General features: G+C 70.6%; 15 protein-coding genes. 8 read left to right on the plus strand and 7 right to left on the minus strand.

Translation table 11 applies throughout. The features are described 5' to 3' along the window. Positions 1 to 65: 65 nt before the first annotated feature. The 4 genes from AC1DU4_RS00110 to mrf all read right to left on the minus strand — a co-directional run bounded on the left by AC1DU4_RS00110 (position 66) and on the right by mrf (position 5,056). Positions 66 to 3,203, minus strand: coding sequence for a protein kinase domain-containing protein (locus AC1DU4_RS00110; protein WP_477836899.1), 3,138 nt, complete (start codon positions 3,201 to 3,203; stop codon positions 66 to 68). Between the two features lie 114 nt (positions 3,204 to 3,317). Continuing rightward, on the minus strand, positions 3,318 to 3,491 hold the full coding sequence (gene rpmF / locus AC1DU4_RS00115) for a 50S ribosomal protein L32 (RefSeq protein WP_072842863.1): 174 nt from the start codon (positions 3,489 to 3,491) through the stop codon (positions 3,318 to 3,320). A 42-nt stretch (positions 3,492 to 3,533) separates the two neighbouring features. After that, positions 3,534 to 3,785, minus strand: a complete 252-nt coding sequence (locus AC1DU4_RS00120) for a type B 50S ribosomal protein L31 (RefSeq protein WP_072842864.1) — start codon at positions 3,783 to 3,785, stop codon at positions 3,534 to 3,536. Continuing rightward, the gene (gene mrf, locus AC1DU4_RS00125; protein WP_477836902.1) at positions 3,782 to 5,056 is read right to left on the minus strand and encodes a ribosome hibernation factor-recruiting GTPase MRF; all 1,275 of its coding nucleotides are present in this window, start codon (positions 5,054 to 5,056) and stop codon (positions 3,782 to 3,784) included. The genes AC1DU4_RS00120 and mrf overlap by 4 nt, the downstream gene beginning before the upstream one ends. A gap of 113 nt (positions 5,057 to 5,169) precedes the next feature. Here mrf and rpmB point away from each other — a divergent pair, with 113 nt between their 5' ends. The 6 genes from rpmB (at position 5,170) to AC1DU4_RS00155 (ending at position 8,038) form a co-directional block, all read left to right on the plus strand. Further along, the gene (gene rpmB / locus AC1DU4_RS00130; protein ID WP_477837423.1) at positions 5,170 to 5,406 is read left to right on the plus strand and encodes a 50S ribosomal protein L28; all 237 of its coding nucleotides are present in this window, start codon (positions 5,170 to 5,172) and stop codon (positions 5,404 to 5,406) included. Then, positions 5,406 to 5,570 (plus strand): 50S ribosomal protein L33, encoded by a 165-nt coding sequence (gene rpmG, locus AC1DU4_RS00135; protein ID WP_072842866.1) that lies wholly within the window; start codon positions 5,406 to 5,408, stop codon positions 5,568 to 5,570. The genes rpmB and rpmG overlap by 1 nt, the downstream gene beginning before the upstream one ends. Then, complete coding sequence (gene rpsN, locus AC1DU4_RS00140; protein ID WP_072842867.1) at positions 5,570 to 5,875, plus strand: 30S ribosomal protein S14; 306 nt, start codon at positions 5,570 to 5,572, stop codon at positions 5,873 to 5,875. The genes rpmG and rpsN overlap by 1 nt, the downstream gene beginning before the upstream one ends. A gap of 22 nt (positions 5,876 to 5,897) precedes the next feature. Beyond that, a complete protein-coding gene (rpsR, locus tag AC1DU4_RS00145; protein ID WP_072842868.1) occupies positions 5,898 to 6,155 on the plus strand; it encodes a 30S ribosomal protein S18 in 258 nt (85 codons plus the stop codon). A gap of 131 nt (positions 6,156 to 6,286) precedes the next feature. Then, positions 6,287 to 7,213, plus strand: coding sequence for an AEC family transporter (locus AC1DU4_RS00150; protein ID WP_072842869.1), 927 nt, complete (start codon positions 6,287 to 6,289; stop codon positions 7,211 to 7,213). A gap of 87 nt (positions 7,214 to 7,300) precedes the next feature. Continuing rightward, positions 7,301 to 8,038 (plus strand): lysophospholipid acyltransferase family protein, encoded by a 738-nt coding sequence (locus tag AC1DU4_RS00155; RefSeq protein ID WP_477836904.1) that lies wholly within the window; start codon positions 7,301 to 7,303, stop codon positions 8,036 to 8,038. Between the two features lie 5 nt (positions 8,039 to 8,043). Here AC1DU4_RS00155 and AC1DU4_RS00160 read toward each other — a convergent pair whose 3' ends face one another. The 3 genes from AC1DU4_RS00160 to AC1DU4_RS00170 all read right to left on the minus strand — a co-directional run bounded on the left by AC1DU4_RS00160 (position 8,044) and on the right by AC1DU4_RS00170 (position 12,164). Beyond that, positions 8,044 to 9,990 (minus strand): hypothetical protein, encoded by a 1,947-nt coding sequence (locus tag AC1DU4_RS00160; protein WP_477836906.1) that lies wholly within the window; start codon positions 9,988 to 9,990, stop codon positions 8,044 to 8,046. Further along, on the minus strand, positions 9,990 to 11,345 hold the full coding sequence (locus AC1DU4_RS00165; RefSeq protein WP_072843210.1) for an ATP-binding protein: 1,356 nt from the start codon (positions 11,343 to 11,345) through the stop codon (positions 9,990 to 9,992). Before AC1DU4_RS00165 ends, AC1DU4_RS00160 begins: the two co-directional genes overlap by 1 nt. A gap of 255 nt (positions 11,346 to 11,600) precedes the next feature. Continuing rightward, positions 11,601 to 12,164, minus strand: a complete 564-nt coding sequence (locus tag AC1DU4_RS00170) for a maleylpyruvate isomerase N-terminal domain-containing protein (RefSeq protein ID WP_477836907.1) — start codon at positions 12,162 to 12,164, stop codon at positions 11,601 to 11,603. A 122-nt stretch (positions 12,165 to 12,286) separates the two neighbouring features. Here AC1DU4_RS00170 and AC1DU4_RS00175 point away from each other — a divergent pair, with 122 nt between their 5' ends. Further along, a complete protein-coding gene (locus tag AC1DU4_RS00175) occupies positions 12,287 to 12,565 on the plus strand; it encodes a DUF3311 domain-containing protein (protein ID WP_477836909.1) in 279 nt (92 codons plus the stop codon). Next, positions 12,562 to 14,241, plus strand: coding sequence for a monocarboxylate uptake permease MctP (mctP, locus tag AC1DU4_RS00180; RefSeq protein WP_477836911.1), 1,680 nt, complete (start codon positions 12,562 to 12,564; stop codon positions 14,239 to 14,241). The genes AC1DU4_RS00175 and mctP overlap by 4 nt, the downstream gene beginning before the upstream one ends. The last annotated feature ends 29 nt before the right edge of the window (positions 14,242 to 14,270 follow it).

Genomic DNA, 14,270 nt, shown 5'->3' on the forward strand with positions numbered 1-14,270 from the left:
ACACCCCGTTCGCCGATCCGACCCAATTCACTCACACGGCCTCGGCGCGTGCGGTGCGGACCGGCTCAGTCCACCTCCCCCAGGGCGAGGGCAACGCTCTCCCGCACAGTCCGCCGGCCGCCCAGCTGGATCAGTCGGTCGGCCTGCGCCTCGCCCAGTGCGTCCCGGACGTGGCGCCTCGACTCGTCGTGCTGATCCCGCATCCCGCCGTACCCCAGCATCGCCGTCTCACCCGACGCCCAGCTGGTGGCCGCCGCGCCCTGCATCCGCGCGGCCAGCTCGAAGTCGCCCTGGCGTTCCGCGATCCAGGACGTCACCTCGAAGACCCAGGCACACAGGATCCGATCGGCGAAACCCCGCGCCAGGCGCAGGCACTCGCGTTCGTGCTCGCGGGCTCCGGCGAGGTCACCGGCCACGAAGGCGCCGTACCCACGCGCGAAGGTCAGATAGGCGAACGTCCATCTCTCCCCCACGACAGCGCACAGCTCCGCCGCCTCGCGCCACAGGCGCGGGGAGAGGGTGTCGACGCGTCCACCCTGCGGCAGACCGGTGAGCAGTCCGGTGATGGTGACGGCGACGGCCGCGCTGTCGCCCGTGTCCCGGTGACACTGCAACGCGTCCAGGTAACTCGTCAGGGCAAGGTCGAGGTCGTTGCCGCAGATCGCCGCGAAGCCCAGCGCGAACTGGGCGTAGCCCTCGTTGGTCCGGTCCCCCAGCGCGACCGCGAGCTCCCGCGACCGCCGGGCATGGTCGAGTGCCACCGCCCGGTCGCTCTGCAGCATCGCCACGATCGACGAACTCCAGTACGCCCGCGACCGTCCGGCGTCGTCGATCGCACCGGACTCGAGCGCCGCGGACAGCCACCGCCGCGCCTCCGAGAGGCTGCAACTTGCCAGCCAGTAGAAGTGCAGGGACGTCACGATCTCGATCGCCGGCGCGGTGAGCTCCCCGTCGCTCCTCCCGTACGCGAGCGCCGCCCGGATGTTCTCCCGTTCGGCGTGGACGGCGTCGTACACCGCCTGCTGGTGTGGGCCGAACCAGCCCTGCCGGAACTCGACGGCGAGCCGTCGGCACCGCTGCACGAACCGTTCCACACATTCCGTCCCCAGGTCCGACTCGGCCAGCCGCTCGCGCCCGAAGTCACGCAGCGTCACCAGCATTCGGTAGCGGCGGGTTCCGGACACGGTGTCGGACAACAGCATCGACTTGTCGACCAGGGAGGCGAGGATCAGCCGCACGTCCAGTTCGTGGTACGCCGGACCCGCGCAGACCTCGGCGGCGGCCGCCGCGGTGAAGTCGCCCGAGAACAACGACACCATCGCCCACACGTCCCGTTCCGGCCCGGTGAGCAGGTCGTAGCTCCATTCGACCAGTGCCCGCAGGGAACGGTGCCGCGGATCTGCCGCACGGTTGCCCGTGGCGAACAACCGAAACCGGTCGGCAAGCATCTGCAGCATCTCGTCCACGCCGTACGCGCGGATCCGGGCTGCCGCCAGTTCGATGGCCAGTGGCACGCCGTCCAACTCCCGGCACAGCCGGTCGACGGCGGCCCGGTTGGCGGCCGTGACGGCGAATTCCGGAGACACCGCGCGCGCCCGCGCGGCAAAGAGTTCGACCGCCTCGGAGTCGCTCTCCCCCGCGCCCTCGGCCGCGTCGTCGGCAGGAGCGGGCAGCGTCAGCGGCGGCACCGGGTAGACGTGTTCGCCGCCCACCCCGAGGACCCGCTGGCTGGTCACCAGCACCCGCAGGCCGCCGACGGTGTGCAGGAGCTCCTCCACGAGCGGGCCGCACTCCTCGACCAGGTGCTCGCAGTTGTCCAGCACGATCAGTGCCTCGCGATCGCCCCACGAGTCGGCGAGGCGGTCGGCGAGGGCGCGTGCCGGGTCACGTGAGGGAACCGGCTCGTCCCCGAGACCCAGCGCGTCCGCGATCGTGCCGACGAGCTGCTCCGGCGCGAGCACGGCACCGAGCTCGATCAGCCACACGGCGTCGCGCCAAGCCGAGTCCGACGCCGCCGCCAACGCCAGACGGGTCTTGCCCACACCGCCCGGACCGGTCAGCGTCACCAGCCGCGCGGCGGCCAAGAGCTCGCCGATCTCGGCAAGCGCGGCGCCCCGCCCGACGAAGCTGGTCAGCGGCAACGGCAGCCGACGGGGGCGGGTCTGGCGGGAGGCCAACCCGGTGCGGTCGGCGGTGGCGCCCCGGCGCACGCTCCATCCCGACGGCGAGCCGTCCCGTGCGGTCGCCGCGGCTGCGTCCGACGCCCCGTCCGGCCCGTACGCCGGGCCGACGGGAAGCGCCATCTCGTCGATCGCCAACCCGCACTGCAGCTCGGCCTCACGCAGGGCGTTGCCGAATTCGGCGGCCGTGCGGGGGCGGGCGGACGGGCGACGCGACATCGCCGCTTCGAGGAGGGCGCACACGACGTCCGGGACCCCCTGCGTGCGCAGGTCCGGTATCCGATTCGCAGCGATCCGCAGAAACTGGGCCACCGGCTCTTCGCCCGGCCTGCGTTCGAAGGCGGCGTGCCCCGTCACGAGGCAGAACAGCGTTGCACCGAGCGCGTAGACGTCCGACGCCACAGACGGGGCACCGCCCTCGAGTACCTCGGGCGCGGTGAAGGCCAACGTCCCGGTGACCGCACCCGCCGTGGTCTCGTACCCGCCGGCGATACGGGCAATACCGAAGTCGGCGAGTTGCGGCTCGCCGTAGTCGGTGAGCAGGACGTTCGCGGGTTTCACATCGCGGTGCAGGATTCCCGCGCCGTGTGCCGTCTCGAGGGCGCCCGCCAACTTCACGCCGACCCGCAGCGCCGCACCCCAGTCCAGCGGCCCTTCCCGACGGGCCGTCGCCTCGAGCGAGCCGGCCGCGCAGAAGGGCATCACGATGAACGGGCGGCCGCTCGCTGTGACCTCGACCTGGTAGACCGCGACGATGTTCGGGTGGCCCGAGAGCCTCCCCATCGCGTACTCCTCGCGCAGGAAGCGTTCCCGATTCTCACGGTCGAGTGACGCCGAGAGCACCTTGACCGCGACCGTCCGTCCGAGGGCACTCTGCCGGCAGCGGTAGACGACGCCGAAGCCGCCGCGCCCGACCTCCTCGGAACCCTCGAATCCGGACGCGCTCAGCTCCGCGGCGATGTCCCCGGCCGAATCGAAACCGGGAAGGTCGTCCTGCGTCGCCGGTGGATCCGCGTCGGCCACGGCACGCTCTTTTCCTCGAACACCCGTGTCGCTGTCTGCTCAGCGTCTCCAGATTACCCGTGGCGGGCGCCCCGGAGACGTGAGCGAACGCTGCTGTCCCAGCGGCAGGTCGGGTCAGCGCCTGCTGGGGTCGTACCGGCCGAGTTGCACCGCCCGCACCAGCCGGCGCGGCACCCTGTGCACCACTGCGCCGACGGTCACCTCGACCAGGTCGGGGACCGTGGCCTTCCACTGGGACCGCCTGCTGCGGGTGTTCGAGCGGGACATCCTGCGCTTGGGGACTGCCATTGGTTGTTCTCCTTCACTTCTCTGGTCAGGGCTTTTCTCAGGTCAGGGCCGACGTCGCCCGTAGCGGCGCTCGAACTTCTCCACGCGACCAGCGGTGTCCATCACCCGCGCCGCGCCGGTCCAGAAGGGATGCGACTCGCTGGTCACGTCGACCACGACGAGGGGGTAGCTGTTGCCGTCCTCCCACTCGGTGGTGCGGTCGCTGGTCACGGTGGACCGGGTGAGGAACCTCGTCCCGGTGCCCGCGTCCTGGAAGACCACCGGGTGGTAGTCGGGGTGGATGCCGTTCTTCATGATCGGGCCTCTCTGTCGGTGTCGGTGGTGTTGCTGTACTCGGCGTCCCGCGACGCCCCGTCGACCGTCTCGCAGGGGTCCTCGTGCCACTGCCCGAACGGGTCGGGCCAGCGCGCCCAGTCGGCCTCGCGACGCAGTTCGTCGTCGGTGACCAGCGCGCCCCGCAGGGCGCGCTCGACTTCGCCGGGATCGGCGGCGTGCACCAGCACCACCACCGACGTGTCCCGGTCGCCGAAGCGGTCGTCCCAGCGCAGCGCGGCCATCGCCCGCCGCGCGGTCGGCATCCGCTCCTGCTCCTGGGGCGTCATCGCGGCGAGCCAGCGGCCGGCGGACGCCACCCGCAGTCCGCCACCCGCGGACTCCAGCCACATCACGTGGTCCGGCTGCGTGGCCAGCCACAGCCGCCCGCGCGCGGTCACGACGCCGTCGAGCAGCACGTCCACCGCGTCGTGCAGTCGCCCGGGGTGGAAGGGCCGGTCCGCGGCGAACTCGACGAGCGCGAGGCCGCAGTCCGCGGCCAGCGGCGGCTGCCCGCGCAGCAGCGGCGAGTGCGCGTCGCGTCCGTCCCCCCGTCGGGCGTGCGGCGGGACTCGGCGCAACAGCTGCTCGGCTGCGACCTCGCCGGCGTCGTCGACCCAGTCGATCGGCGCCGACGGGGCGAGGCGCACCAGGGCGGCGTGCAGCTTCGCCTGCTGCCATCCGTCGGCGCCGCGGGCGGACACCACGACCGCGTCGGCGTAGTCCACCTGGCCGACCACCACCTGCGCGACGGTCCGCTCGTCGTCCGGGCTCGCGTTCAGTCCGCGGTCCGCGAGGTCGTCGTCGCCGGTGGCGTCGTCGAACCAGCTCTCGGCGTCGACGCAGGTGAGCACCGCCTCGACCCGGACGTCCCGCGAGGCCGGGCCGTCGATCTGGCCCACCACCCCGACCACCGGCACGTGCTCGACGGCCCAGCACACCGCCTCCGGCTCGAGCGTGCGGTCCAGGTGCAGCACGATCCGCCGCACCGAACTGCGGGCGTGCAGCCGGCGCAGCATCGGCAGCAGGTCCTCCCGGAGGGTGCAGGACACACAGGCGTGGGCAAGCTCCAGGATCTGGGTGTCGGTGACACCGTCGGCACCGGTCACCGCCCGGCGCACCACGCCCTCCCGCACCTGGCTCAGGTCGTGGTGCACCACCACCGTGCCCTCCCCGGCCAGGGACCCGACCGCGGCCTGCACTGCCTCCGACCATCCCGCCACCACCACGAGCGGTGTCCGCTGGTCGCTCACCACATCACCTCTTTCGACAACGATTGTCATTACGTAGAGAGGACGTTACAGTGCCATCCTGTCGTTGTCGAAAATGATTGTCATCTCAATGTGAGGTGACGAAGGAGGTCACCATGTCGGCGCACTGCCAGGTCACCGGACGCAGGCCAGGGTTCGGCAAGTCCGTCTCGCACTCGCACACCCGGACCAACCGGCGCTGGGACCCGAACATCCAGAAGAAGACCTACTACCTGGCGAGCGCGGGCCGGCGGATCACCCTCACCGTCTCCGCCAAGGGCATCAAGACCATCGACCGCGACGGCATCGAGGCCGTCGTCGCCCGGCTGCGCGCCCGCGGGGTCAAGCTCTGATGGCGCGAAACGAGATCCGGCCGATCGTCAAGCTCAGGTCCACCGCGGGCACCGGGTTCACCTACGTCACCCGCAAGAACCGCCGCAACAACCCCGACCGCATGGTGATCCGCAAGTACGACCCCGTCGTGCGCAGGCACGTCGACTTCCGCGAGGAACGCTGATGGCCAAGAAGTCGAAGATCGCCAGGAACGAGCAACGACGGGTGGTCGTCGCCCGGTTCGCCGAACGCCGGGCCGAACTGAAGGACATCGTCCGGCGGCCGTCGAGCACCCCCGAGGAGCGGGCGGAAGCCCAGTCCGCACTGCAGCGTCAGCCGCGCGACGCCAGTCCGGTACGATTGCGAAATCGTGACGCTGCGGACGGACGTCCGCGAGGTCACCTGCGAAAGTTCGGGCTCTCCCGCGTGCGCGTACGCGAGTTGGCCCATCGCGGGGAACTGCCAGGCGTCCGCAAGTCCAGCTGGTAACACTCGATCGGTAAGGGAAGCAATGGCAGTCAAGAGAGCCCCGTCCAAGAAGCCCCGCGGCGCTGACGCGGGTCGCAAGCCCAAGAAGAACCCGCTCTTCGCGGCGAAGATCGAGCACGTCGACTACAAGGACGTGAACCTGCTCCGCACGTTCATCTCCGACCGCGGCAAGATCCGCAGCCGTCGCGTCACCGGCCTGACCCCGCAGCAGCAGCGTCAGGTTGCCGTCGCGGTGAAGAACGCCCGCGAGATGGCTCTGCTGCCCTTCACCAGCCGGTAGTCAGCCAAGTTTTCAGGCCAAGGCCGCGCAGTCCTCACGGACCGCGCGRCCTTTGTCGTTTCCCCGGCACCGAAATCCTTCGCCCGGCTACCGACTAGACTCGGCACGGTTTCGTTCTAGGAGGTCCCGCGGTGTCCGGTGTGTTCGCGGGCTTTCTGGTCATCTTTGTCATCATCGCCATCGGCTACGTCCTGGGCCGGACCCGGGTGCTCGGCGAGCACGGCGAGTTCGTGCTCAGCCGGCTGGTGTTCTTCGTCGCAACCCCCGCGCTGCTCTTCGACACCCTCGCCCGGGCAGACCTGTCGGTGGTGTTCTCCCCCACCCTGGCCGTCGCCGCCGCGACCGCATTCGCCGTCGGCGGCATCTACCTGGCGCTCGCGCTCGGCGTCATGCGCAAGGCCGTGCCGGAGGCGACCATCGGCGCGCTGGCGGCCTCGTACGTCAACTCGGCGAACCTCGGCATCCCGATCTCCGTCTTCGTGCTCGGCGACGCGTCGTTCGTGGCGCCGCTGCTGCTCTTCCAGATCCTGGTGTACTCGCCGATCGCGTTGACCGCACTGGACCTGACGACCGCCCGCAGCGGCGCCTCCCTGCGGGAGACGCTGACCACGCCCTTCAAGAACCCGATCGTCGTCGCCGGCGTCGCCGGACTGGCGGTCGCGCTGTCCGGATGGACACCCCCCGAGGCGCTCATCCAGCCGTTCCAACTGATCGGCGGCGCCTCGGTGCCGGGCGCGCTGCTGACCTTCGGACTCTCGCTGTACGGGGTGCGGGTGCTCCAGCGCGGCGTCAGTCCGCGCCGCGAGATCGCGCTCGCGTCCGTGCTCAAGATCCTGGTCCAGCCCGCACTGGCGTACCTGATGGGACGGTTCCTGCTCGGCCTGGACGGCCACGAACTGTTCGCGGTGGTCGTGGTGTCGACGCTGCCGACCGCACAGAACGTGTTCGTCTACGCCAGCCGGTACCAGCGCGGCACGGTACTGGCACGCGACGCCGCGCTGGTCACCACGCTGGCGTCGATCCCCGCCATCGGGTTCGTCGCCTGGGCGCTGGCCTGACGCCGCAACCCACGAAGCCGCAACCTACGTAGCCGTAGGTTACGGTACCGTAGGTCCGGCAGATCGACGGCACGAAATGGGGACGACATGCTCAGGCCCGACGTTTCACTCGACGACCAGCAGGGCGTCTACGACTTCTACCTGGACCATCAGCAGAATCTGCTGCTCGCAAGGCTGGCCTACGCGGCACTCAGCGCCCGGTACCGCCCGCGGGTCACCTTCGCCCCGGGGGCGGAGGAGTCGATCCGGGCACTGCTCTCCGACGGCACCAGCCTGATCATCGCGGCCAACCATCTCACCGACAGCGACCAGTACATCCTGGCGGCGACCGCCTGGCAGACCCCGCTGCGGTCCGCGATCGGCCGGACCCGGGTGCTGGCGAAGGACGAACTGTTCCGGGAGCCGAAGCTGCGCAAGCGCATCGACATGATGGGCGGCATCCCCGTCTTCCGGAGCAAGAACCACGGGCTGCGCGCGGTCTCCGACGCGGGCCGACGCATGATGGAGATCTCCGCCGAACGGGTCCGCCGCGGTGACAGCCTGGCGATCTTCCCGGAGGGCACCTGCAACACGGGGGATCCCGCCCGCGTCCAGCACGTCAACAGCGGGATCGGGCACATCGCCTCGCGGGCGGGGAAGCTCGGCGCGACGCCGGCGCTCCTGCATCTGGGCATCAGCTACGGACCCGCCACCGCAACCGTGAAGTCCGCAAGCGTCCACGTCGGGCACCCGGTGACCGAGATCCCGGCCAAGCCGATGGAGATCGCCCGGACCGTCCAGCAGCACCTGCAGGAAACGGTGGACGAGGCCCGTCGGCGGTACTGACTTCCCTACCTGCGCCGCAGTCGCATGTAGTCGCTGACGACCGCCGCACCGAGACCGTCCAGGTCCGGCGCGACCACCCGGCCGCCGACGCGGTGCGCCATCCGGTCCACCACCCGGGCCAGGCCGGGGTCGTCACCGAGCCGGAAGATCGTCACCTGGGCGCCGAGCCGGGCCACGTTGTCGAGTTCGCGGACGGTCAGGCCCAGCGTCTTGGGGTGCGGCGGGTAGTCGAAGAAGGCGTGGCCGTCCGGCTCGAGGTGCGCGGTCGGCTCCCCGTCGGTGACGATCAGCACCACCGGCTGGGCGTTCGGGTTGCGACGCAGGTGCCGGCCGGCGAGCAGCAGCGCGTGATGCAGGTTGGTGCCCTGGTCCCACGCCCCGTCCAGCCCGGCCAACTCGGACGGGGTGAGCTGGCGGGCCAGCCGCCCGAACCCGATCAGCTGCAGGTCGTCGCCGCGGAACCGGGTGGTGATCAGGTGGTTGAGGGCCAGGGCGGTGCGCTTCATCGGCACCCACCGGCCGTCCATCACCATCGAGAAGGACGTGTCCACGAGCAGCGCGACCGCCGCGTGCACCCGCTGCTCGGTCTCGGCGACCTCCACGTCGGACACCTGCAGGCGGACGGGCAGCCGGGGCCGCCCCGACGCCGACTCGCGCAGCACGGCATTGGTGACGGTCCTGGTGACGTCCCACGGCTCGGTGTCCCCGAACTCCCACTCCCGGCTCGCCCCCGTCGGTTCCCCCGTCGCGCCGGCCCGTTGGGTGTCGCGCTCGCCGCGGCGGCCCGAGAGGCGCCCGGCGACGTCACGCAACGCCGACTGCCCCAGCTGCCGCATCGCCTTCGGGGACAGCCGCCACTGGCCGTCGGCGCCGCGGTCGAGGAAGCCCTGCTGCTGCAGGGCCCGTTCGAGGTCGGCGAGGGTCCGGGTGTCGGCGGCGGCCTCCTCGCCGAGCTGACGCAGCAACGCCTCGGGGTCGATGTCGTCGAGCTGGGCACCCGCATATTCCTGCGAGAGTTGTTGTGCCAGTTGCTCGAGTTCGGCGATGTCCGCCAGTGCGCCGGTACCCTCACCGAGACCCATGCCGTCGTCCCCGCGGAAGCGTTGCCCGCCGCCCCAGTCCTCGCCGGGCCGCGCCGCCCGCAGGTTCGCGTCCAGCCGGTCCAGCTGACCGATCAGGCTCGGGCTGCCGAAGGCCTGCTGCGCCAACACATCCAACTCGGCGCGCTGCTCGTCGGTCAGCGAGTTCCGCAGTCGCTGCGCGGCCGCCGCCCGCCGGGCCAGCGAGTCCAGGAGTTCCTCGGTGTTGCGGGGGTTCTCGGGAAAGAAGTCGCCGTGCCGATTCATGAACTCGTCGAAGTCCTGCTGACTGTCCTCTCCGCGAGAGTGCTTGTCCAGCAGGTCGTTCAGGTCCGAGAGCATCTCGTCGACGCGCCTGCGGTCCTCGTCGGTGGCGTTCTCGAGAGCCTCCTTCATGCCGGCGAAACGCTGGTCGAGCAGCTCCCGGCCCAGCAGGTCCCGGATCTTCTCGTAGTCCGCCTCGGCCTCGGGGCTGCGCCAGGTGTACTCCGACAGCTCGCGGACTGCCTGCGCGGTGGACGGCGACAACTCGTCGAGCTGCAGCTCGGAGAACCTGGCGCCGTCGTCGAGCGCGCGGGCCAGTTCCTTGCGTTCGGCCAGGACCGCGCGGTCGAGCAGCTCGCGCACCTCCGCCAGGGTGCCGCCGAGATTGTTGCGTTCCAACAGCTCCCGCCGACGCCGATGCGCCTGCGCGGCGAGCTCGTCGAGCCCACGCATGTTCTTGCTGCCGCGGCGCAGCAGTTCGTGCAGCGCCCGGCGCGGGGACGACCCCTCCAGCACGTCGTTGCCGATCGCGTCCAGTGCCTCGCGCAGGTCCACCGGCGGCGCCAGCGGATCCGGGCCGCCGTGGTACGGGCCGTAACGCTGGTTCATCAGCTGTACACCAGCTGCCCGTCGTCGTCCGGGTCCTTCGCGATCCGCCGCGCCAGGTACAGGCCCTCGAGCGCCAGTTCCACGGCGGCCGCCCGGGCACCGGCGGTCTGCGCGCCGAGCCGGGTGGCCAGCTGGTCGAACACCTCGAGCTCGGGCAGCTCGCCGAGCAGGTCCTTTGCGGTGACCCGGGCGCCGGTGACCACCGGGCCGCCCGACTCCACTGCCGCCACCAAGGGGCCCAGGTCCAGGCCGCCGAGCCGCTCGCGCACCGTGTCCGCGGTGGCCCGGCGCAACAGGTGCTCGAGCACCTCGAGCTCGCGGCCCTCCTCCCCCGACTCGAACTCGATCTTGCCGCGCAGCACCTCGATCAGGGTGCCCAGGTCCACCGGTCGCGCGGTCGGGTCGGCCTCGCCGAGCACCGCCCCCCGGTGCACCGCCGCCGCGCTGACGGTCTCCGCCGCGGCCACTGCGAACCGCGCCGACACCCCGGACCGCTGGTCCACCGACGGCGACTCCCGCAGCAGCCGGGTGAAGCGCGCCAGGATCTCGAGCAGGTGCCCGGGGACCTCCGCCCGCAACTGAGCCTCCTGCCCGACGACCGCGATCTCGTCGTCGAGTGCGTTCGGGTAGTGGGTGCGGATCTCGGCGCCGAAGCGGTCCTTGAGCGGGGTGATGATCCGCCCGCGGTTCGTGTAGTCCTCGGGATTCGCACTCGCCACCAGCAGCACGTCCAGCGGCAGCCGCAGCGTGTATCCACGGACCTGGATGTCGCGTTCCTCCATCACGTTCAGCAGTGACACCTGGATCCGCTCGGCCAGGTCGGGCAGCTCGTTGACCGCGACGATGCCGCGGTGCGCGCGCGGCACCAGTCCGAAGTGGATGGTCTCGGGGTCGCCGAGGCTGCGGCCCTCCGCGACCTTCACCGGGTCTACGTCGCCGACCAGGTCCGCCACCGACGTGTCCGGGGTGGCGAGCTTCTCCGAGTACCGCTCGTCGCGATGCCGCCACACGACCGGCAGCTCGTCGCCCATCTCGGCAGCTCGCCGGATCGACGCGGGGGTGATCGGCTCGTACGGGTGCTCGCCGAGCTCGGAGCCGGCGATCACCGGCGTCCACTCGTCGAGCAGCAGCGGCAGCGTCCGCAGCAGCCGGGTCTTGCCCTGCCCGCGTTCGCCGAGCAGCACGACGTCGTGGCCGGCGATCAGCGCCCGTTCCAGCTGCGGCAGCACCGTGTCACCGAAGCCGACGATCCCCGGCCAGGGGTCGCGGCCGTCGCGCAGCGCCGCCAGCAGGTTCTCCCGGATCTCGTCCTTGACCGGGCGGGTGACGTGTCCCGACGCGCGCAGCTCACCCAGGGTGCGCGGGGCGGGCGGCGACGTGGGCGCGTCGGCGTTCGTGGTGCGAGAAGCGGGGCTCGAGGCAGTCACCCCACTCACGCTACGAGCGTTCGCCGGATTCGGCACTGACAATCCCCGGACCGGGGTCCGACGTGGCGTTCGGCGGGCACTGCTGTCGAGACTCAGCGCAGACTGGCGGGGCAGGTCACCGCGATCGCCACGACGACAACGATGACCGCCGGCGGCGTCTTGGACATCGGCGAGCCCGGAACGTCACCCGCGGCCCCACTCGGCGAGCACCTTGGCGGTCAGCCCGCCGCCTGCCGGAGTTGTCCCATGTCCGAGCACCCCATGTGTGCGGAGCATCGTGCGAACTGTCTCTCCCCCGTCGAGAAGGAACCGACAGAGTGACGGATCCAGTTCGATACCCGGCTCGGCGACAGAGGCGATGTCCCAGCCGTGGAACACCAGCTCCTGCACACGCATCACCAGCAGCGTTGGTGCGCCGACGTCCTGGAGCGGATGGTGCAGGACAATGCCGTCGTCGCGGTGGTCCACGAATTCGCGGCGAAGTGCGTCCGCCAGCTTGCGGTGCGCCCCAGCTGGGTCGTCGCCGACATGATCCGCGGTGCGGCTCCAGGCAATCTCGGCGGGGTCGACACCGGAAAAGTAGTGCGCGTAACGGATGGCCCCGCCGAGAACATGGTTGGCGACGTCACGCGTACTCCATCCCGGGCAACGGCTGGGCTGGGGCCCGATCGCGTCCTCCCCGCGGAGCACCCCCTCGAACGTTTCCGTGGCAAGGTCGAGCTTCTCCAGATCGCCGTCGGAGATCATTTGGTCGCGTCCTCTCACTATTCTTGTGGGCTCCGCGCAAGCTATCTCGTGGCCCCCCGATCCGGAGTAACTTCGCGCATGTGCGGGCCATGCCACGCCCGCGTCCGAGTGGGGAGAACGCCGTGACCGACGAACCCGACGACAACACCGCACCCCCGGCCGACAAGGCGCTGCTGGCCGTGGCCGCCGTCCTGCTCGCGCTGCCCCTCGTCGCGATCCTGTGGGTGCCGTTCTACGCCCGCAAGGATCCCGAACTGGGCGGCGTGCCGTTCTTCTTCTGGTACCAGTTCGTCTGGGTGTTCCTCTGCGCGGCCGCGACCTGGGCCGCGTACCGGCTGGTGCTCAAGGCCCGGCCGCACCGGCCGATGCGCGGGTCCGCCGACGACGGCGACGCCCGGTGAGCACGCTGACCGTGCTCGCCGACGCGGACAACAAGACCGGCGTCGACACGGTGGCCCTGGCCGTGCTGATCGCACTGTTCGCCATGGTGACGGTCCTGGGGTTCCTGGCCTCGCGGTGGCGCCGGGCGTCAAACCTGCAGAGCCTCGACGAGTGGGGCCTGGGCGGGCGCAGCTTCGGCACCTGGGTGACGTGGTTCCTGATCGGCGGCGACATCTACACCGCCTACACGTTCATCGCGGTGCCGGCCGCCATGTTCGCGCTCGGTTCGGTCAGCGGCTTCTTCGCGATCCCGTACACGATCATCCTGTACCCGATCATCTTCGTGTTCATGTCCCGGCTGTGGTCGGTGAGCCACCGGCACGGCTACGTCACCACGGCGGACTTCATCGGCGGCCGGTACGGCTCCAAGGGGCTCTCGCTGGCGATCGCGCTCACCGGCATCCTCGCGACCATGCCGTACATCGCCCTGCAACTCGTCGGCATCCAGGCGGTGCTGGAGGTGATCGGCATCGGCGGCTCGGACAACGTGATCGCCCGCGACCTGCCGCTGCTGATCGCCTTCGCCGTGCTGGCCGCGTACACCTACTCGTCGGGGCTTCGGGCGCCCGCGATCATCGCCTTCGTCAAGGACACCCTGATCTACCTGGTGATCATCGTCGCGGTGATCTACCTGCCGTCCCGGTACGGCGGGTGGGCGCACATCTTCGACGCCGCCGAGACCAAGATGTCGACCCCGAACCCCACGACGGGCAAGCCGACCGGGTCGTTCATCCCGAACAGCCAGCAGTACTGGGCGTACGCCACCCTCGCACTCGGGTCCGCGCTGGCACTGTTCATGTACCCGCACTCGGTCACCGCGACCCTGTCGTCGAAGTCGCGCAACACGATCCGGCGCAACGCCACCATCCTGCCCGCCTACAGCTTCCTGCTCGGTCTGCTCGCACTGCTCGGCTGGGTCGCCATCGCCGCCGGCACCAAACCGGTCGGCCTGGACGGGAAACCCAACGCCCAGTTGGTGATCCCGCAGCTGTTCGAGGACTCCTTCCCGTCATGGTTCGCGGGCGTCGCGTTCTCGGCGATCTCGATCGGCGCCCTGGTCCCGGCGGCGATCATGTCGATCGCGGCGGCAAACCTGTTCACCCGCAACGTGTACCGCGAGTGGTTCCGGCCGTCGGCGACGCCGGCGCAGGAGGCCAAGGTCAGCAAGGTCGTCTCGCTGTTCGTGAAGTTCGTGGCGCTGATCTTCGTGCTGACGATGGACAAGCAGAACGCCATCAACTTCCAGCTGCTCGGCGGCATCTGGATCCTGCAGACCTTCCCCGCCATCGTGTTCGGGCTCTACACCCGCTGGTTCCACCGGTGGGCGCTGCTGGCCGGCTGGGCGGTCGGGATGGTCTACGGCTCGGTGGCCGCCTACAACGTGTCCTCGCCCACCGCCGCGCACTTCGCCGGCTCGGTGGCCTCGATCCCCGGCATTGCGCAGATGGGCTACATCGCGCTCACCGCATTCGTGGTGAACATCGTCGTCGCGGCGGCGGGGACGTTGGCACTGCGGGCGGCCAAGGCGCCCTACGGGGTGGACACCACCATCAAGGGCGACTACTTCGCGGACACCGGCGACCCGAAGGTCCGGCCGTTGCCCGCCACGCCGGCCGAGGCCTCGCCGAGTCCCTGACCGAGGCCGCACCGGCCCCTACACTCTGC

The organism is Rhodococcus sp. P4_F5, assembly GCF_056401315.1.